Genomic DNA, 18,347 nt, shown 5'->3' with positions numbered 1-18,347 from the left:
CGTCAGTGGCACCCTTGAGCGCGACGACTCAGCCGCGGAAGCGGACGAACGCGCGCAACGGATGGGGCCGCACGTCGCCCAGCGGCTCGAACACCAGCACGACGCGCCGTGGCCGATGCCGGGCCGACGGATGGATCAGGACGTCCTGCAGAGAGGCGATGGTCTCTCCGTCGCCCACGACCCGCGCCAGGCCGAGGAGCACGCTTGTACCCCGGCGGAATGTACCCCGAACGGAGGCTGTACCCCGCCCAGTGGATACTGAAATGATTACATCGCTGCACACCCGAATCCGCAGCACATCATTGTTCCGCACGAAGGGTGTGCCATGCGTGTTCCGCGTCTCCGTTCCTCCCTCCTCGGCGGCGCCATCGCGCTCGCTCTGGGAGGTTCGCTGATCATGGCCGCCACTCCAGCCGCAGCCGCCGACCTCGCACCCAAGACCACGGCCCCCGCCTCGGCACTGACCGGCATGTGGGCGTGGGGCAACCCGATCGACCCGGCGGCCGACGCCCGCGGCGAAGGCGACCCGGAGTTCGCACCCAAGGCGCTCGCCGCCTTCGCGAGCGCGCACAAGCTGAAGACCGTCTACCTGTCGGTGCCGTGGGCCGCCGACCAGGGTCCGTTCTCCCCCTGGCTGAAGAGCGCGATCGCCTCCCTGCACAAGGCCGGCGTCACGAAGGTGGCCGCCCTGGGCGGCGACCCCGCCTGGGCGGACCAGCCCGACCTCGCGGCCACCTGGACGCGCGCCGCCCTCGCCGCCGCACCCTTCGACGCGATCCAGTTCGACGTCGAGCCGTGGGTCGACGCGACCGAGGACGAGCTCCCCGGCATCGTCGACAAGCTCGCCGCCCTCTACGACGCGGCGGCCGCAGAGGCCGGCTCCGTGCCGGTCGGGGCCGACCTGCCCTGGTGGCTCGCCGCCAAGCAGAGCCCGTCCGGAGGAACGCTCTTCGACGTGCTCCTCCCCCACATCGACTCGGTCGCGATCGTCGCCTTCGTCGACCACGCCCGCGGCGACGACGGGATCATCGCCCTGGCCGGGCCGGCCGCCCGTGCGGCGAGCGCGGCCAAGACACCCTTCAGCATCGGAGTGGAGACCGACACCCCCGCCGTCGCGGGCGGCTCGGGCGCGACCTTCGGGGACGACAGCGCGGCGCTGCTGGAGTCGGAGACCGCTCTCGTCCGCACCACGTTCTCCAAACTCTCCGGCTACACCGGCGTGACGGTCGAGCACCTGCTCAGCTGGCAGGCGCTGATCGCGAAGTAGGCCGGCCGCGGACCGCCGGTGAACGGAGACATCCCGACCGCTCCGATCGGGAGGTCGGGATCGATCCGGGTCAGCCGGCGTCGGCCGCGGCCTCCAGCGCGGAGATGTCGATCTTGGCCATGGTGAGCATCGCCTCGTTCGCGCGGTGCGCCCGTCCCGGGTCGGGGTCCCGCTGCAGCTCCATCAGCCGCTTCGGCGTGATCTGCCAGCTGAGTCCCCATCGGTCCGTGAGCCACCCGCACTGGCTCGGCGCGCCGCCGTCGGCGATGAGCGCATCCCAGAGCCGGTCGACCTCGGCCTGATCGTCGCAGAGGACCATGATCGAGGCGGCCTCGGTGAACGGGAACTGCGGTCCCGCGTTCATCGCCTGGTACTCGACGCCCGCCAGCACGAAACGCACCAGCAGCACCGTTCCCCCGTCGCCGCCCATCCGGTCGACCGAGAGGATGCGGGAATCGGGGAGCAGGGAGACGTACAGCGCCGCGGCGTCCTCCGCTCCGTCGTCGTACCAGAGGAACGTGGTGACCTTCTGCATGGGGCACTCTCCTTCGCGTCGGTGCCGCCCATGGTACGCGCGGCGGGTAGCGTAGCCGTGTGTTCACCTCCTACATCGCCATCGGGGACAGCTTCACCGAAGGGGTCGGCGACGACCTGCCCGACGGCCGGGTGCGCGGCTGGGCCGATTTCGTCGCCCTCGGGCTCGCGGCGGCGTCGCCGGAGCCCGTCCGTTATGCCAACCTCGCGATCCGCGGCCGCAAGCTCGGCCCCATCGTCGCCGAGCAGCTCGAGCCGGCCATCGCGCAGCACCCGCAACTGGTCAGCTTCAACGGCGGCGGCAACGATCTCATGCGACCGCGGGTGGCCATCGAGGATGTCGCCCGCATCCTCGTCGACGCCGCCGACCGCGTCGTCGCGTCCGGCAGCCACATGCTGCTGCTCAGCGGGGCCAACCCGAGCGCCCACCTTCCGCTCGGCGGTCTCATGCGCAGGCGCGGGGATGAGCTGGCGCGGGAGGTGCGGGCGATGCTGCCGCGCACGGGCATCACGTTCGTCGACAACTGGGCCGACCGCGGCCTGGAGGACATCCGCTACTGGTCGGAGGACCGCCTCCACCTCAACGCCCTCGGTCACGCCCGCGTCGCGAGCAACGTGCTCACGACGTTCGGCGTACCGGTGCCCGCCGAGTGGGGCGTCGAGGAGGTCGCTTCGGCGCCCGCCGGCGAGCGCACCCGCCGCACCGCCGACTACTACCACCGCTTCGTGCTCCCGTGGATCGGGCGCCGGCTCACCGGGCGCTCCTCGGGCGACGGGAGGCAGGCGAAGATCGCCGAGCTGACCGTGGTCGACCCGGCGTCGGCACAGCCGCTCTGATCCCGGCCGCCTGTCTCCGCGTCAGTCGTTGTCGCCGCCGGTGGAGTCGAAACGCGCGGCGGCCTCGCCGTCCCAGGCCCACTCGGCCACCACGGGGATGTCCTCCCCGTGCTCCCGGGTGTACTGCCGGGCCGCCAGGCGCGCGTCCTGCATCTCCTGCCGGAAGGCCGCCTCGCGCACGGCGAGGCCCGGCACGCGGTCCAGCACGTCGATCACCAGGTGGTACCGGTCGAGGTCGTTCAGCATGACCATGTCGAACGGCGTGGTCGTGGTGCCCTCCTCCTTGTAGCCGCGCACGTGCAGGTTGCCGTGGCCCGCTCGGCGGTAGGTGAGCCGGTGGATGAGCCAGGGATAGCCGTGGTAGGCGAAGATCACCGGCTTGTCCGTCGTGAACAGCGCGTCGTACTCCCGGTCGTTCAACCCGTGCGGATGCTCGCCCTCGCTCTGCAGCCGCATCAGGTCCACGACGTTCACGACGCGCACCTTGAGCGACGGCAGCCGGTGGCGCAGGATGTCCGCCGCGGCGAGCACCTCCAGCGTCGGGATGTCGCCGGCGCAGCCGAGCACGACATCCGGCTCCTCGCCGTCGACCTCCGTGCCGGCCCACTCGAAGATCCCGATCCCCCGCGTGCAGTGGGCGATGGCCTGGTCCATGGTCAGCCAGTTGGGCGCCGGCTGCTTGCCCGCCACGACCACGTTCACGTAGTCCGTCGAGCGCAGGCAGTGGTCGTACGTCGACAGCAGCGTGTTCGCGTCGAACGGCAGGTACACCCGCACCACGTCGGCCTTCTTGTTGACGACGTGGTCGATGAAGCCCGGATCCTGGTGCGAGGCGCCGTTGTGGTCCTGCCGCCAGACGTGCGAGCTGAGCAGGTAGTTGAGGGAGGACACCGGCCGGCGCCAGGCGATCTCACGGGACGACTTCAGCCACTTGGCGTGCTGGTTGAACATCGAGTCGACGATGTGGATGAACGCCTCGTACGACGTGATCACCCCGTGGCGTCCGCTCAGCAGGTATCCCTCCAGCCAGCCCTGGCACTGGTGTTCGCTGAGCATCTCCATCACCCGCCCGCTGGGCACCAGGTGGTTGTCGTCGTCGATCGGCCAGTACTCGGCGTTCCACTGCTTGCCGGTGACCTCGTACACGGCCTGCAGGCGGTTGGAGGCCGTCTCGTCCGGGCCGAAGAGCCGGAAGTCCTCCGGGTTGGCGCGCATGACATCCCGGAACCACTCGCCCAGCACCCGGGTCGCCTCCGCGACGGACCCGCCGGGGCGCGGCACGTCGACGGCGTAGTCGCGGAAGTCGGGAAGCCGCAGGTCCGTGCGGAGAAGTCCGCCGTTGGCGACGGGGTTCGCACTCATCCGGCGGTCCCCCTCGGGTGCGAGCGCCGTCACGAGCGCGACAGGGGCACCCGACTCGTCGAACAGCTCCTCCGGGCGGTACGACGCCAGCCAGCTCTCCAGCAGGCGGGTGTGCGCCTCGGTGTCGCGCGCGTCGGCGAGCGGCACCTGGTGGGAGCGCCAGTTGTTCTCGGCGGGATGGCCGTCGATCACGGCGGGGCACGTCCAGCCCTTCGGCGTCCGCAGCACGAGCATCGGCCAGGCGGGGCGGCCCTCCAGCTCGCCCGCCGCAGCCGCGCGCTTGATCTCGGCGATCTCGTCCAGGATGGCGTCGAGCTCGACCGCCATGCGCGTATGGACCGCGCGCGGGTCCTCGCCGTCGAAACCGCCGGAGACCAGGTGCGGCGTGTAGCCGTAGCCGCGCATGAGGTCCATCAGCTCGGACTCCGGGATGCGCGCGAGCACGGTCGGATTCGCGATCTTGTACCCGTTGAGGTGCAGGATCGGCAGCACGACGCCGTCCGTCACCGGGTCGAGGAACTTGTTCGAGTGCCAGGCGGTGGCGAGCGGCCCCGTCTCGGCCTCCCCGTCGCCGACGACGGCCGCGACGAGCAGATCCGGGTTGTCGAACGCCGCGCCGTACGCGTGCGAGAGCGAGTAGCCCAGCTCCCCGCCCTCGTGGATCGACCCGGGGGTCTCCGGCGCCGCGTGGCTCGGGATCCCGCCCGGGAAGGAGAACTGCCGGAACAGCCGGCGCATCCCGTCCACACTCTGATCGATCGCGCTGTAGACCTCGCTGTAGGTGCCGTCGAGGTACGCGCTCGCTACGACACCGGGACCGCCGTGACCGGGACCGGCGACGAAGATCGTGTCGATGTCGCGCTCGCGGATCGCCCGGTTGAGGTGCGCGTAGACGAAGTTCAGCCCCGGTGTCGTGCCCCAGTGACCGAGCAGCCGCGGCTTGATGTGATCGCGCGAGAGCGGCTCCCGCAACAGCGGGTTGTCGAGCAGGTAGATCTGCCCGACCGAGAGGTAGTTGGCGGCCCGCCACCACGCATCCAATCGGTCCAGGGTCTCCTCGCTCGGCTCGAGACGGTCGATGGGTGCGGTGGATGCGTTCACGTTGTCTCCCCTCGCGGCAAGCCTACGGCCGGCCCGCTCCGAACAACAGGCATGGAGACGACGACGGTGAACACGAGGTGCGGCCCGGTGGCCGTGCGGCGAACGGAGCGGCGCACGCGCACCGCGACCGTGCTGCTGCACGGCGCGGCCGGGTCGTGGACCACGTGGCGGGCCGCCATCGACGCCGCCGAGCGCGGCGGCGACGTCTCCGACCTGGTCGTCCCCGACCTGCCCGGTTGGGGCGACTCCCCCGCCGATGTCGCCCACCTCGACGCGGCGAGTCTCGCGGCGGCCGTGGCGGCCACCCTGCGCGCGCTGGGCTATGAACGCTGGCGCGTCGTCGGCCACTCCCTCGGCGGCTTCGTCGCGCTGGAGCTGGCCGCCCAGGAGCCGACGGCGACCCTCTCGGTCGTGCTCGTCTCGGGCACCACGTTCGGCGGGCACGGCGACGAGTTGCGCCTCCCGCAGCTGATCCGCCGGTACGCGCCGCTGGTCGGCCTGCTGGCGGTCATGCACGTGCTGGTCGCACTCGGGCCCGCCACCGCCTCCCGGCTCGTGACCGCGCTCGACCGCTGGCACCTGCTCGGCCTCCTGACGGCGCCGCTGTTCGGCCGCCGGGTGCCCGAGGCGGTCGCCGACCTCGCCCACGACCTGCGGCCCGCTGCCTTCATCCGTGCGGTCGCGTGCGCACGCCGCTACCCCGCCGCCGAGCGCTGGTCGCTGGTGACGTGCCCGGTGGTCGCCGTCCACGGCGACCACGACCTGTTCTCCCCGGCCTCGGACGATCTGGCGCTGGCCGCGATCCTGCCGCAGCTGCGCTCGATCACCGTGCCGGACACCGGGCACTTCGCCCACGTCGAGCACCCGAGCCTCCTGGCGGGGGCGCTGCACGCGCGGTAACGTCGAGCGCATGGTGGACGACGTGGTCATCCGATCGGTCGATGCCGATTCGTGGGACGACATCCGCACCGTCTTCGGGACGGTCGGCGACCCGAGCGGATGCTGGTGCCAATGGTTCAAGCTCCCGCGCTCGGCGTGGGACGGCGGGACGCGCGCCGACAAGGCCGCACAGCTGCACGCCCAGGTCGACGCCGGATCTCCGGGGGTGCTCGCCGTCCTCGACGGCGAACCCGTGGGCTGGGCGGCCGTCGAACCCTATTCGGCCTACCCGTCCCTCGGCCGGTCCCCGATCACGCGGCGGCGCGACGACGACCCCGCCGACCCGTGGGCCGTGACCTGCTTCGTGGTCCGGACGGAGTACCGCCGGCGCGGGATCGCGGGCGCGCTGCTCGCCGGTGCCGTCACCCACGCGCACGATCGCGGCGCGACGGTGCTGGAGGGATACCCGGTCGACCCGGAGCAGCGTCCCTCGCTCTCCGCCGCGGAACGCTACCACGGCACGGTCTCGCTCTTCCGGGGAGCCGGGTTCGAGGTCGTGCGGCGCCCCTCCGCGACCCGGGCGGTCATGCGCCGCGTTCTGAGCGCGACGGAGTGACCAGCCGCCGGGATCGTGCCATCGGCGCCGGCACGCAGATCGCGACGGAGGTCAGCATCAACTTCGGCTCGTCGATCGCCGGGCTGCTGATCCCCGTCGTCGGGTCGATCGTGGTCGTCGCCGCCCGGCAGCTGGTGACCGCGGTCGCCGTGCTGCCGTTCTACCGGCCCCGGCGCGCCGAACTCACCTGGCGGCGGCTCTGGCCCGCCCTCGCCCTCGGGGTGGTGCTGGCGGCGATGAATCTGAGCTTCTACGAGGCGGTCGGGAGGTTGGGGCTGGGCATCGCGGCGACGATCGAGTTCCTCGGCCCGTTCGCCCTCGCGCTGCTCGGGTCGCGCCGGGTGCTCGACGGGCTCTGCGCGGTGGCGGCCGCGGGCGGCGTCCTGCTGCTCACGATCACGGAGGGGGCGCTCGACCCGGTGGGGGTTGCACTGGCTCTGACCGCCGCGGCGGCGTGGGCCGCGTACATCCTGCTGACCCGCCGAGTGGCGACGCGGCTCCCGGGCCTGGAAGGGCTCAGCGTCGCGAGCGTCGTGGCGACCGTGCTCACCGTGCCGACCGCCCTCGTCGTCGTGGACTACGCACGCCTCGACGGGGGCGTCCTGGGCCTGCTCGTGGCGCTGGGGGTGCTCTCGTCGGCGCTCCCGTACAGTCTGGACACCTTCATCCTGCGCCGCATCTCGCCGCGTCTGTACGCGATCATCACGAGCTTCGGGCCGGTGGTGGCGACGGTCTTCGGCGTGCTGGTGCTGGGAGAGCGCTTCACCCTCGTCCAGCTCGTGGGCATCGTCGTCGTCTGCGTCGCCGCGGGCGCCGCCATCGCCACTCAACGGGAGCGTCCGCGCTCCGACCTCGAGGCCGCCGCCGAATCCGTCCCGTGACTCTCTCGCCACCCGGCCGCGGGGACGCGAATCGTCGCTCCGCCGCCGCCGAAGCGACAGGATGCGACCCCTCCGTCCCCCTCGCGCACCGGCGCAGCGCTGCCGCGGGGACGCGAATCGTCGCTCCGCCGCCGCCGAAGCGACGGGATGCGACCCCTCCGTCTCCCTCGCCGCCCCGGCGCAGCGGTGCGGCGGGCTAGGAGAGGATGTCCTTCGTGGTGAAGCGGCCGATCGCCAACGCGCCGAAGACGGCGACGTAACCGAGCTGCAGGAGCGCGTTCTGGCCGAAGGCGTCCCACGAGATCGGGTCGCGCAGCAGGTCGCCGAACCCGAGCCAGTAGTGCGAGAACAGCCAGGGGTGCACGGCGGAGAGCTGAGGGAGCTGGTCCAGCACCTGGGAGACCACGGCCAGCACCGCGGTCGCCGCCATCGCGCCCACCGGCACGTCCGTCAGGGTCGACAGGAACAGTCCGACGGCGCAGAGCCCGAGCAGCGAGACCACGACGTACGCGGCGATCAGCAGCAGCCGCAGCAGCGCGTCCCCCACCCCGACCGTGCTGCCCGACAGCAGCGTCACCGGGCCGACCGGGAACAGCACGGCGCCGATCCCGGCACCGGCGACCGCCACCACCAGGGCGCCGGCCACGCTGAAGGCGGCGGCCCCTGCGTACTTCACGGCGAGCAGGCGGAGCCGCCCGGCGGGGGCGATGACGAGGTAGCGCAGCGTGCCGTGGCTCGCCTCGCCCGCGATGGTGTCACCCGCTACGACTCCGATGGTGAGCGGCAGGAAGAGCGGCATGCAGACCACGAGCGCGGTGAAGGCCACGAAGAGGCCGTTGTCGGTGATCTGGCTGAGGAATCCCGGCCCCCTGCTCGACCCCCCGGTGATGCGGACGGCCACGGCGATCAGCACGGGCACGGCGGCCAGGGCGGCCAGCATCGCCCACGTGCGCACCCGGCGGAACAGCACGCCGAGCTCGGACCCCAACAGGGCCCAGCCTGCCGATCCGCGCGTCCGGCGCGCGGTCAGGGCCGGCCCCGCGGTGCCGGCGGCGGGGAGATCGCCCGCGTCACTGCTCGACATCGAAGCCCTCCCCGGTCAGCTCCACGAACCGCTCCTCCAGGCTCGACGAACGGACGGCGAAGCCGCGCAGCCGCACGCCCGCCCCGACGAGAGCGGCGGACAGCTCCTCCGCCGCGGGCGCACCGGCGGCGAGCGGGGCCTCCAGACCATCGCCGCTCCGCGCCGGGCTCAAGCCCAGGCCCGCGAGCACCGACTCGGCGAGCGGGACGTCCGGAGTGACGACGGCGACGCGCGGCCCGGAGCCGCCGCGCAGCTCGTCGAGCGACCCCTGCGCGACCAGCCGACCGGCACGCATGATCGCGGCGTGCGTGCACATCTGCTCGATCTCGGCGAGCAGATGGCTCGACACGAAGACAGTGGTTCCACCGGCGGCGAGGGAACGGACCAGGTGACGCACCTCACGGGTGCCCTGCGGGTCCAGCCCGTTGGTGGGCTCGTCCAGCACCAGCAGCTCCCGCTCGGTCAGCAGCGCTCCCGCGATCCCGAGGCGCTGCTTCATCCCGAGCGAATAGGCGCGCACGTGCTTGCCGGCGGCGTGGCTCAAGCCGACGCGCTCCAGCGCGGCCTCCACCCGGCGACGACGGGTCTGCCCGGGTGCGAACCGGTCGGCCGTGTCGCGGCGGACCAGGTTCGCCGCCCCGGACAGGTACGGCGCGAACGCCGGGCCCTCGACCAGGGCACCCACCCGCGGCAGCACGCTCGCACCGCGGTCGGGCATCGGCTCGCCGAGCACTCGGGCTTCGCCCGCCGAGGGCGCGACCAGCCCGAGCAGCATGCGGATCGTCGTCGTCTTGCCCGAGCCGTTGGGCCCGAGGAAGCCGAAGACGGAGCCGCGTGGAACCTCCAGGTCGAGCCCGTCCACCACCGCGCGGGAACGGAACCGCTTCGTCAGACCGCTCGTCGCGACGGCGGCGGCATCGCTCACTGCGCGGCGGCCTGCAGCGCGGAGACGGGGACCGCACCGGCGAGCACACGCCCGTCCGCGGTCACGAGGACCGAGACGAGCGCGGTGCTGAGCGCCCGGCCGCCGTCGACGGCCGTGGTGAGCTGCGCGAAGAGCGGGTCCGTGGTGAGCGAGGCGGGTGCCGACCCGGCGGGCAACGTGACGATGGCGCCCCAACCTTCTCCGCTGACCTTCGGCTTCGGATGGTCGCCCGAGCCGCTGCCGTGCTGCGCCGAGCGCTCGGGCACCGTCTGCTCGGTGACCTTCGCCCCCGACGGCGGGCGGAAGGCGAACACGCTCGCAGCCGGGCGGTCGGTGCTGAAGCTCGTGAAGCCGGCCTCGAACGCGGGCGCGCCCGCGCCCCGGGCGATCACCTGCACGCGCAGCGGGATGCCGGTCGCGCCGTCCACGGCGATCCGCACGGAGCCGACGAGGGTGGCGTCGGTGCGCGGCGTCAGGACGAGTGTGTACGCGTCCCGCCCGGCGACGCTCGAGGGGTCGCCCAGCGTCACCGCGGTCGACGGGTCCACTGCGGCGATGAGCTTCTCGGCGAGTGCCTGGGGAGTCGTCGCCAGCGGCGTGGGCGTCGCCGTGCCGGCGGAGGACCCGGATCGGGCCGGCAGGGTGAGATGCGTCGCCGCGTCGCCCTTCGAGTCGTAGAGCCAGACGTCCGAGCCGTTGCGCACCGCGTCGCGCTCCGCCAGCTGATCGAGCACCTGCACGCGCTGCCGCGTCGGGCCGTCGACGTAGACCTTCGCCGTGTGGTCCCCGGTGAGAAGCTCGAGGATGCTCTGCTCGCTCGCGGCGGACGACGGACCCGAGGACGACGTCCCCGACGCGCCACCCGTGGCCGGCAGACTCGGCAGCCCGAGCTCCGAGCTCTGCGCGACGGTCCCCGAGAACGTCTCCGTGTCGCTCGCGGCGACGAGACGGACCACGTCCTCCGGAGACTTCACGGGGAGGTCGGCTGCGCCGGCGGCGAGGGGGACGACGATCGCTCCGGCGGCGATCGCCGCGGGGACGGCGACCGCGGGAACCCAGCGGATCCAACGGTGCTTCATACCGTCAGGATACGCGCCGGCCGCCCGAGGGAGCCTGCGAGCTCACCGGGAATAACCCCGGGCACGCGGAAGGCCCCGCGTCGATCGACCCGGGGCCTTCCGTCATCCGCTCGTCTAGAGCACGTCGCCGACGCGGTGGACGCGGATGTCGTTGGTGGTGCCGGGGATTCCGGGAGGGGAACCCGAGATGATGATGACGCGGTCGCCGTTCTCGGCGCGACCGGTCGACTTCAGGGCCTCGTCCACCTGGGCGACCATCTGGTCGGTGTGGGTGACGCGGTCGACCACGAAGGACTCGACTCCCCAGTAGAGCGCCATCTTGCGACGGGTCGACTCCTCAGGGGTGAAGGCCAGGATCGGGATCTTGTTGCGCAGTCGCGCCATGCGGCGGGCCGACTCGCCCGACTCGGTGAACACGCAGAGATACTTCGCCTCGACGAAGTCCGCGACCTCGACCGCGGCCAGCGTGATCGCGCCCGACTGGGTGCGCGGGCGCGTGCCGAGCGGTGCGATGCGGTCGAGCCCGTGCTCCTCGGTGGAGGTCACGATGCGGGCCATGGTCTGGACCGTCACCGTCGGGTACTCGCCGACGCTGGTCTCGCCGGAGAGCATGACCGCGTCCGCACCGTCGAGGACGGCGTTGGCGACGTCGGAGGTCTCGGCGCGGGTCGGGACCGGGCTGGAGATCATCGACTCGAGCATCTGCGTCGCGACGATGACCGGCTTGGCCGCGCGACGGGCGAGCTCGACGGCGCGCTTCTGCACGATCGGGACGGCCTCGAGCGGCAGCTCGACACCGAGGTCGCCACGGGCGACCATGATGGCGTCGAACGCCTCGATGATGCCCTCCAGCGCCTCGACGGCCTGCGGCTTCTCGATCTTGGCGACGACCGGGACGCGACGCCCCTCCTCCGCCATGATCTCGTGCACCCGCTCGATGTCGGCGGCGTTGCGCACGAACGACAGCGCGATGATGTCGGCGCCGAGCTTGAGGCCCCAGCGCAGATCGGCCTCGTCCTTCTCGGACAGCGCCGGCACGTTGACCGCGACGCCCGGGAGGTTGATGCCCTTGTTGTTCGAGACCGGACCGGCGACCACGACGCGCGTGGTGACGACCGTGCCGTCCGTCTCGAGGACCTCGACGCGCACCTTGCCGTCGTCGATCAGCAGGAAGTCGCCCGCCTTCACGTCCTGGGGCAGGCCCTTGAACGTCGTCGAGGAGATCTCCTTGGTGCCGATGATGTCCTCGGTGGTGATCTTGAAGATGTCGCCCTCGGCGAGGTCGTAGGGGCCGGCCTCGAACTTGCCGAGGCGGATCTTCGGTCCCTGCAGGTCCACCAGGACCGCGACGGGCTTGCCCGCGTCCGCGGCGGCCTTGCGCACGTTGGCGTAGACCCCCTCGTGGACGTCGTAGCTGCCATGGCTCAGATTCATCCTGGCCACGTCAACACCCGCGTCGATGATCGCGCGGATGTTGTCGTAGCTGGACGTCGCCGGCCCGAGGGTCGCGACGATTTTCGCCCTTCTCATGCTTTCGTTCGCTCCGTTGTTCGTGCGCCCCTGACGGCGCGCGGTTCGTGGTGATGCCCTGGTCGGGTCACCTCAGACGAGGATGCCCCGGTCGGTCGGACGGACCGGAGACGGCAGCTGCGTCTCCCCTTCAAGATACCGGTCGACGGCGGCTGCCGCCGCCCGGCCTTCGGCGATCGCCCACACGATGAGCGACTGGCCGCGGCCCGCGTCGCCCGCCACGAAGACGCCCGGCTCGCTGGTCTGGTACTGCCCGTCGCGCTGCACGTTGCCGCGCTGGTCGAACGGGAGGTTCAGCTGGTTCGAGAGGTCGTCCTGCTCCGGGCCGGTGAATCCGAGGGCGAGGAGCACGAGGTCGGCGGGGATCTCGCGCTCGGTTCCGGCCTTCGGCACGCGGCGGCCGTCGAGGTACTCGGTCTCGGCCACGCGCAGCGCGCGGACCTCGCCGAACTCGTTCGCGAGGAACTCGACCGTGGACGCGAGATACTCGCGCTGGCCGCCCTCCTCGTGCGCCGACTGGATCTCGAAGAGGGTGGGCGTGGTGGGCCACGGCTGGTGGTCCGGACGCTCCGCGGGCGGCTGGACGCCGATCGCGAGGTTCGTCACGCTGGCCGCACCCTGACGGTGCGCCGTGCCGATGCAGTCCGCACCGGTGTCGCCGCCGCCGAGCACGACGACGTGCTTGCCGTCCGCCGTGATCTGGCCGGAGACGTCGTCGCCGGCGCCCGCCTTGTTCTGCTGGACCAGGTACTCCATCGCGAAGTGCACACCGGCCAGGTCGCGGCCGGGGATCGGGAGGTCGCGCGGCACAATGGCGCCGGTCGCGACCACGACGGCGTCGTAGCGCGCCCGCAGGTCGTCCCACGCGATGTCGACGCCGATGTTCACACCGGCGCGGAACCGGGTGCCCTCGGCCATCATCTGGTTCAGTCGCGCCTCGAGGTGCTTCTTCTCCATCTTGAAGTCCGGGATGCCGTAGCGCAGCAGACCGCCGATGCGGTCGTCCCGCTCGTAGACGGCCACCGTGTGGCCGGCACGGGTGAGCTGCTGGGCGGCCGCGAGGCCGGCGGGCCCCGAGCCGACGACGGCGACGGTCTTGCCGGTCAGCCGCTCCGGCGGGTGCGGCTGCACCCAGCCGTTCTGCCACGCCTGATCGATGATCGAGACCTCGACCTGCTTGATCGTGACGGCCGGCTGGTTGATGCCGAGCACGCACGAGGACTCGCAGGGGGCCGGGCAGAGCCGACCGGTGAACTCCGGGAAGTTGTTGGTCGCGTGCAGGCGCTCGATGGCCTGGCGGCCCTCCCCGCGCCACATCAGGTCGTTCCACTCCGGGATGAGGTTGCCGAGCGGGCAGCCCTGGTGGCAGAACGGCACGCCGCAGTCCATGCAGCGGCCGGCCTGCCGGCGCAGCTGCGCCGGATCGCCCGCCTCGTAGACCTCTTTCCAGTCCATGAGCCGCACGGAGACCGGGCGGCGCTTGGGGAGCTCCCGCTCCGTGGTCTTCAAAAAGCCTTTGGGATCAGCCACCAGTCACCTCCATGTCGCAACGTCCTTCGGGTTCAGGCAGCATCATCCGCCCGTCACCTCCAGAATCCGGTTCCATACGATGTCGCCGTCGGGGTCGAGACCCTCGTCGACGGCTTCCTGACGCATCTGCAGCACGGCCGCGTAGTCGCGCGGCAGCACCTTGACGAACTTCGCGACCGTCGCATCGAAGTCGGCGAGGAGGCGGTCGGCGAGGGCCGACCCCGTCTCCGCCCGATGCTTCTCCAGCAGGTCGCGGACGATCTCCACGTCGGCGCTGCCGAGCGGGAGGAGCTCCAGCTCGCCCGAGGCGAGGGAGTCGCGGTTGACCCGGTCCTCCTTGAGCTCGTACACGTAGGCGGTGCCGCCCGACATGCCCGCGCCGAGGTTGCGCCCCGTGCCGCCCAGGATGACGGCGAGCCCACCGGTCATGTACTCGAGCGCGTGGTCGCCGACTCCCTCGACGACCGCGGTCGCCCCGGAGTTGCGGACCAGGAAGCGCTCGCCCACGATGCCGCGGATGAACATGCTGCCCTGCGTCGCGCCGTAGCCGATCACGTTGCCCGCGATCACGTTGCGCTCGGCGGCGAAGACCGCCTCCTTCGGCGGACGGACGACGATCTGGCCGCCGGAGAGGCCCTTGCCGACGTAGTCGTTGGAGTCGCCCTCCAGCCGCAGCGTGATGCCGCTCGGCAGGAAGGCGCCGAGCGACTGTCCCGCCGACCCTGTCAGCGTGATGTCGATCGAGCCGTTCGGGAGGCCGTTCTCGCCGCGGGCGACGGTGACGGCGTGGCCGAGCATGGTGCCGACCGCGCGCTCCGTGTTGCGGATCGGCAGCGACAGCTCCAGCGTGCCACCGTTGGCGAGCACGTCGCGGGAGGCGTCGATCAGCTGGTTGTCGAAGTGCAGTTCGAGCTCGTGGTCCTGGTCGCGGCCGTGCTTGCGCGGGGCCGTCTCCGGGAACTCCGGACCGTGCAGGATCGGCGACAGGTCCATGCCCGACGCCTTCCAGTGCTGCACGGCGCGGTCGACGTCGAGCAGTTCGGCGTGCCCGATGGCCTCGTCGAGGCTGCGGAAACCGAGCTCGGCCAGGTACTCCCGCACCTCCTGGGCGATGAACTCGAAGAAGTTCACGACGAACTCCGGCTTGCCGGAGAACCGGGAGCGCAGCTCCGGGTTCTGGGTGGCGACGCCCACCGGGCAGGTGTCGAGGTGGCAGACGCGCATCATGATGCAGCCGGACACGACCAGCGGCGCCGTCGCGAAGCCGAACTCCTCGGCGCCGAGCAGCGCCCCGACGATCACGTCGCGGCCGGTCTTGAGCTGACCGTCCACCTGGACGACCACCCGGTCGCGCATCCCGTTGAGCATCAGCGTCTGCTGCGTCTCGGCCAGGCCGAGCTCCCACGGCGTGCCCGCGTGCTTGAGCGAGTTGACCGGGGAGGCGCCCGTGCCGCCGTCGTGGCCGGAGACCAGGATGACGTCGGCGAGGGCCTTCGCGGTGCCGGCGGCGACCGCGCCGATGCCCGACTCCGAGACGAGCTTCACGTGGACGCGCGCGCCCGGGTTCGCCCGCTTGAGGTCGAAGATCAGCTGCTTGAGGTCCTCGATCGAGTAGATGTCGTGGTGCGGCGGCGGCGAGATGAGGCCGACGCCGGCCGTAGCGTGCCGGGTGCGCGCCACCCAGGGGTAGACCTTGGTCGGCGGCAGCTGACCGCCCTCACCGGGCTTGGCGCCCTGCGCGAGCTTGATCTGGATGTCGTCGGCGTGCGTGAGGTACATGCTCGTGACGCCGAAGCGGCCCGACGCGACCTGCTTGATCGCGCTGCGGCGCTCGGGGTCGAGCAGACGGTCGAGGTCCTCGCCGCCCTCACCGGTGTTCGACTTGGCGCCGAGCCGGTTCATGGCGATCGCGAGGGTCTCGTGCGCCTCCTTCGAGATCGAGCCGTAGCTCATCGCCCCGGTGGAGAAGCGCTTCACGATCGACTCGACCGACTCGACCTCGTCGAGCGGGACCGGCGTGCGCTCACCGGTCTTGAGGGCGAACATCCCGCGCAGCGTCATGAGCGACTCCGCCTGGTCGTCCACCAGCGTGGTGTACTCCCGGAACACGTCGTAACGACGCGTGCGCGTGGAGTGCTGGAGGCGGAACACCGTCTCCGGGTTGAAGAGGTGCGGGGCGCCGTCGCGGCGCCACTGGTACTCGCCGCCGGTCGCCAGGCGCTCGTGCGCGACGATCGCACTCTCGGCGGGGTACGCGCTCTCGTGCCGCGACAGGTTCTCGGCCGCGATGACCTCGATCCCGACGCCGCCTAGCTTGCTCGTGGTGCCGGTGAAGTAGCGGTCCACGAAGGCCTGGCTGAGGCCGACGGCCTCGAACGCCTGCGCCGCCGCGTAGGACGACACGGTCGAGATGCCCATCTTGGACATGATCTTCAGCACGCCCTTGCCGAGCGCCTTGATGACGTTCTTGACCGCCTTCTCGGGCGTCACTCCCGGGATGAAACCGGAGCGGACCAGCTCCTCGCAGGTCTCCATCGCCAGGTACGGGTTGATCGCCGAGGCGCCGTAGCCGATCAGGAGCGCCACGTGGTGCACCTCGCGCACGTCGCCGGCTTCGACGATCAGGCCGACCTTCATGCGGTTCTCGGCGCGGATGAGGTGGTGGTGCACCGCCGCGAGCATGAGCAGCGACGGGATCGGCGCGAGGTCCTTGTTGGAATCGCGGTCGCTGAGCACGATGAACTGCGCACCGGCCTCGATCGCCTCGTCGACCTCGTCGCACATCTCGGCGAGGCGGCGCTCCATGGCGTCGGTGCCCGCGTCGAAGCGGTAGAGACCGCGGATCGTCGTCGTCAGGCGGCTGCCCGGGCGCGGGTCCATGTGCTGGATCTTGGCGAGCTCGTCGTTGTCGATCACCGGGAAGTCGAGGACGACCTGGCGGGCGTGCTCCGGTCCGGCGGAGAGCAGGTTGCGCTCGGGGCCGAGACCGAGCTTCAGGGAGGTGACGACCTCCTCGCGGATCGAGTCCAGCGGCGGGTTGGTCACCTGGGCGAACTGCTGGGTGAAGTAGTCGAACAGCAGGCGCGGACGCTCGGAGAGCACGGCGACCGGGGTGTCGGAGCCCATCGCGCCGAGCGGCTCGGCACCGGTGGTCGCCATCGGCCGGAGGAGGATGCGGACCTCCTCCTCGGTGTAGCCGAACGTGCGCTGACGCCGGGTGATCGACGCGGGCGTGTGCACGATGTGCTCGCGCTCCGGCAGGTCCTTGAGGTTGATGCGTCCCTCGTCGAGCCACTCGCCGTAGGGGGCGCCGGCCGCGAGCTCGGACTTGATCTCGTCGTCCTCGATCAGCCGGCCGGCGACGGTGTCCACGAGGAACATGCGGCCCGGGCGCAGCCGGCCCTTGCGCACCACGCGGCTCGGCTCGATGTCGAGCACGCCGATCTCGGAGGCCAGCACCACGAGGCCGTCGTTCGTGACGACGTACCGGCCCGGCCGCAGGCCGTTGCGGTCGAGGGTCGCCCCGACGAGGGAGCCGTCCGTGAAGACGATCGCGGCCGGGCCGTCCCACGGCTCCATGAGCATCGAGTGGTACTCGTAGAAGTCGCGGCGCACCGGGTCGATCTCGGTCTGGTTCTCCCAGGCCTCCGGCACCATCATCATCACCGCGTGCGGCAGCGAGCGGCCGGTGAGCGAGATGAGCTCGACCACCTCGTCGAACGACGCCGAGTCGCTCGCACCGGGGGTGACGATGGGGAACACGGGGGCGAGGTCGCCCAGCAGCTCGCTCTCGAGCTGCGACTGCCGGGCACGCATCCAGTTGCGGTTGCCCTGCACGGTGTTGATCTCGCCGTTGTGCGCGATCATGCGGAACGGCTGCGCCAGCGGCCACGACGGGAACGTGTTCGTCGAGTAGCGCGAGTGCACCAAGGCGAGCTTCGAGGCGAAGCGCTGGTCGGAGAGGTCGGGGTAGAACGGCTCGAGCTGGAGGGTCGTGACCATGCCCTTGTAGACCAGGGTCCGGCTCGACAGCGACGAGAAGTACAGGTCGAGCTCGCGCTCGGCACGCTTGCGCAGGAAGAACGTCTGGCGGTCCAGCGCGATGCCGGACACCGCCTCGCCCTGCTCGTCACTGCGGGTGCTGGCGACGTAGAGCTGCTCGATCACCGGCATCGCGTCGCGGGCCAGCGTGCCGAGCTCGGCCGGGCGCACCGGGACCTCGCGCCAGCCGAGGACCGTCAGGTCCTGCTCGGCGGCGATGGCCTCGACGGCCCGCTTGACCTCGTCGCGCTCGCTCGCCTCGGTGGGGAGGAAGGCGTTGCCGACCGCGTAGCGGCCGGCCGCCGGCAGCTCGAGGCCCGAGACGGCACGGAGGAACGCGTCCGGCACCTGGGTGATGATGCCGGCGCCGTCTCCGGTGCCGGCGTCCGAGCCGACCGCGCCGCGGTGCTCGAGGTTGCGCAGCGCCTGCAGCGCCGCGTCGATGATGTCGTGCCCGGCGGTGCCGCGCAGGGTCGCGACCATGGCGAGACCGCAGGCGTCCTTCTCGTCGGCAGGGTCGTAGAGACCCTGCTTCGCAGGAAGGGAGCTGAACCGGGTTCGGGGAGGCGTGAACGCCATCTTTCGACCGTCCTCACAGTGTCGTGGATGTGGGGATGCATTGTGCGGGGACGCCATCGGCCCTGAGAAGGTGGTGGATCCGCCGCGCTCATCGGGCTGTGT

General features: G+C 71.5%; 14 protein-coding genes. 5 read left to right on the top strand and 9 right to left on the bottom strand.

The genetic code is table 11. The annotated features are described in order from the left end of the window. Positions 1 to 28: 28 nt before the first annotated feature. Positions 29 to 202 carry a hypothetical protein gene (locus U870_RS24590; protein ID WP_205288707.1) on the bottom strand — a complete coding sequence of 58 codons (174 nt, stop codon included), beginning with the start codon at positions 200 to 202 and terminating at the stop codon, positions 29 to 31. A 123-nt stretch (positions 203 to 325) separates the two neighbouring features. On the opposite strand from U870_RS24590, the gene U870_RS0102015 reads away from it, so the two are divergent. Then, positions 326 to 1,267, top strand: a complete 942-nt coding sequence (locus tag U870_RS0102015; protein ID WP_025155751.1) for a hypothetical protein — start codon at positions 326 to 328, stop codon at positions 1,265 to 1,267. A gap of 70 nt (positions 1,268 to 1,337) precedes the next feature. Here the strand turns inward: U870_RS0102015 and U870_RS0102010 are convergent, their stop codons facing one another. Next, positions 1,338 to 1,802 carry a VOC family protein gene (locus U870_RS0102010; RefSeq protein ID WP_025155750.1) on the bottom strand — a complete coding sequence of 155 codons (465 nt, stop codon included), beginning with the start codon at positions 1,800 to 1,802 and terminating at the stop codon, positions 1,338 to 1,340. A gap of 59 nt (positions 1,803 to 1,861) precedes the next feature. On the opposite strand from U870_RS0102010, the gene U870_RS0102005 reads away from it, so the two are divergent. Then, positions 1,862 to 2,638 carry an SGNH/GDSL hydrolase family protein gene (locus U870_RS0102005; protein WP_025155749.1) on the top strand — a complete coding sequence of 259 codons (777 nt, stop codon included), beginning with the start codon at positions 1,862 to 1,864 and terminating at the stop codon, positions 2,636 to 2,638. Positions 2,639 to 2,659: 21 nt separating this feature from the next. On the opposite strand, the gene U870_RS0102000 is transcribed toward U870_RS0102005, so the two are convergent. Continuing rightward, entirely contained in the window at positions 2,660 to 5,101 is a 2,442-nt protein-coding gene (locus U870_RS0102000) for a phosphoketolase family protein (protein ID WP_025155748.1), read from the bottom strand. A gap of 87 nt (positions 5,102 to 5,188) precedes the next feature. On the opposite strand from U870_RS0102000, the gene U870_RS0101995 reads away from it, so the two are divergent. The 3 genes from U870_RS0101995 to U870_RS0101985 are packed head-to-tail and all read left to right on the top strand — an operon-like array spanning position 5,189 to position 7,477. After that, entirely contained in the window at positions 5,189 to 6,001 is an 813-nt protein-coding gene (locus tag U870_RS0101995; protein WP_240183610.1) for an alpha/beta fold hydrolase, read from the top strand. A 10-nt stretch (positions 6,002 to 6,011) separates the two neighbouring features. Then, positions 6,012 to 6,596, top strand: a complete 585-nt coding sequence (locus tag U870_RS0101990) for a GNAT family N-acetyltransferase (RefSeq protein WP_240183609.1) — start codon at positions 6,012 to 6,014, stop codon at positions 6,594 to 6,596. Then, the gene (locus U870_RS0101985) at positions 6,593 to 7,477 is read left to right on the top strand and encodes an EamA family transporter (protein WP_025155745.1); all 885 of its coding nucleotides are present in this window, start codon (positions 6,593 to 6,595) and stop codon (positions 7,475 to 7,477) included. The genes U870_RS0101990 and U870_RS0101985 overlap by 4 nt, the downstream gene beginning before the upstream one ends. A gap of 196 nt (positions 7,478 to 7,673) precedes the next feature. On the opposite strand, the gene U870_RS0101980 is transcribed toward U870_RS0101985, so the two are convergent. The 6 genes from U870_RS0101980 to gltB form a co-directional block, all read right to left on the bottom strand. Next, positions 7,674 to 8,561, bottom strand: a complete 888-nt coding sequence (locus U870_RS0101980) for an ABC transporter permease (protein WP_025155744.1) — start codon at positions 8,559 to 8,561, stop codon at positions 7,674 to 7,676. Then, entirely contained in the window at positions 8,548 to 9,486 is a 939-nt protein-coding gene (locus U870_RS0101975; RefSeq protein WP_025155743.1) for an ABC transporter ATP-binding protein, read from the bottom strand. The genes U870_RS0101980 and U870_RS0101975 overlap by 14 nt, the downstream gene beginning before the upstream one ends. Next, entirely contained in the window at positions 9,483 to 10,565 is a 1,083-nt protein-coding gene (locus U870_RS0101970) for a LolA family protein (RefSeq protein WP_025155742.1), read from the bottom strand. Before U870_RS0101970 ends, U870_RS0101975 begins: the two co-directional genes overlap by 4 nt. Positions 10,566 to 10,679: 114 nt before the next feature. Beyond that, a complete protein-coding gene (pyk, locus tag U870_RS0101965) occupies positions 10,680 to 12,095 on the bottom strand; it encodes a pyruvate kinase (protein WP_025155741.1) in 1,416 nt (471 codons plus the stop codon). A gap of 72 nt (positions 12,096 to 12,167) precedes the next feature. Beyond that, positions 12,168 to 13,625 carry a glutamate synthase subunit beta gene (locus U870_RS0101960; RefSeq protein WP_025155740.1) on the bottom strand — a complete coding sequence of 486 codons (1,458 nt, stop codon included), beginning with the start codon at positions 13,623 to 13,625 and terminating at the stop codon, positions 12,168 to 12,170. Between the two features lie 42 nt (positions 13,626 to 13,667). Continuing rightward, on the bottom strand, positions 13,668 to 18,245 hold the full coding sequence (gene gltB / locus U870_RS0101955; protein WP_025155739.1) for a glutamate synthase large subunit: 4,578 nt from the start codon (positions 18,243 to 18,245) through the stop codon (positions 13,668 to 13,670). Between the last annotated feature and the right edge of the window lie 102 nt (positions 18,246 to 18,347).

The sequence above is a fragment of the Leifsonia aquatica H1aii genome, from assembly GCF_000633535.1.
GTDB classification, from domain to species: Bacteria; Actinomycetota; Actinomycetes; order Actinomycetales; family Microbacteriaceae; genus Leifsonia; species Leifsonia aquatica_A.
This window is presented reverse-complemented; position numbering and strand designations above follow the sequence as displayed.

Bases quoted from the DNA above. Each gene is read 5' to 3' on its own strand.
- gltB (WP_025155739.1), bottom strand. From the start codon at position 18,245: ATGGCGTTCACGCCTCCCCGAACCCGGTTCAGCTCCCTTCCTGCGAAG.
- U870_RS0101970 (WP_025155742.1), bottom strand. From the start codon at position 10,565: ATGAAGCACCGTTGGATCCGCTGGGTTCCCGCGGTCGCCGTCCCCGCG.
- U870_RS0102015 (WP_025155751.1), top strand. From the start codon at position 326: ATGCGTGTTCCGCGTCTCCGTTCCTCCCTCCTCGGCGGCGCCATCGCG.
- pyk (WP_025155741.1), bottom strand. From the start codon at position 12,095: ATGAGAAGGGCGAAAATCGTCGCGACCCTCGGGCCGGCGACGTCCAGC.
- U870_RS0101980 (WP_025155744.1), bottom strand. From the start codon at position 8,561: ATGTCGAGCAGTGACGCGGGCGATCTCCCCGCCGCCGGCACCGCGGGG.
- U870_RS0101990 (WP_240183609.1), top strand. From the start codon at position 6,012: ATGGTGGACGACGTGGTCATCCGATCGGTCGATGCCGATTCGTGGGAC.
- U870_RS0102010 (WP_025155750.1), bottom strand. From the start codon at position 1,802: ATGCAGAAGGTCACCACGTTCCTCTGGTACGACGACGGAGCGGAGGAC.